Origin of the sequence: Bathymodiolus azoricus thioautotrophic gill symbiont (assembly GCF_001298715.1) — a bacterium.
In the GTDB taxonomy this organism is placed as follows: Bacteria; Pseudomonadota; Gammaproteobacteria; order PS1; family Pseudothioglobaceae; genus Thiodubiliella.
On sequence record NZ_CDSC02000004.1, the window covers coordinates 1 to 676 of the forward strand.

Genomic DNA, 676 nt, shown 5'->3' on the forward strand with positions numbered 1-676 from the left:
GATTTAGATCCTATGGCAGGCATCCAATCTAGTAATTCAGTAACCACAGGCACAATACAAATCGCCACAGGCGTTGCTTTTGATGCAGACATTGCAGACACCACCGATACGGATATTAAAACCATTAAAGTAGTGTTAGGCGGTGCTGGCTTAAATGAAACAAACGATAAATTAGTATTAGATGCTGAGCTTGCATTAAATGCCGATATTGCCAAAGTAACGGGTAAAACCATTGGCACAGTAAGTGGTTTAGAGTATAGCTATACACACGCCTCTAAAACCTTAATCATTAGCAAAACCTCAGGTGCTTTTGACCCTGCTGATGTGGCAAAAGTAGTAGAAGCCATTCAACTTAAAAACACCGATATAGCCTCACAACTCGGCGCCAGAGTGGCTACTATTACTTATACAGATACTAATGGCAATGAATCGGAGCCAGCAACGGCTTCGCTGAGTGTTGCTTTGTATCGTGGCTTTGTTATTAATGGCGAGGTGGCAGGCGACCAAAGTGGCTTCTCAGTCTCCAGCGCAGGCGATGTCAACGGCGATGGCTTGGATGATTTGATTGTGGGTTCTTTTTTATTGATTCAAGTGGCAAATTATCTGCAGGTAAATCTTATGTTGTGTTTGGTAAAGCCAACAGCAGTGCCATTAATCTAAGTGCCATTGCTGATGC

1 protein-coding gene is annotated in these 676 nt (G+C 43.0%); it reads left to right on the forward strand.

Annotated elements, in window-relative coordinates; all coding sequences use genetic code 11:
- Positions 1 to 660, forward strand: a 660-nt coding sequence (locus BAZSYMA_RS00020) for an integrin alpha (RefSeq protein ID WP_241502498.1), incomplete at its 5' end; no start/stop codon positions are given.
- Positions 661 to 676 lie beyond the last annotated feature (16 nt).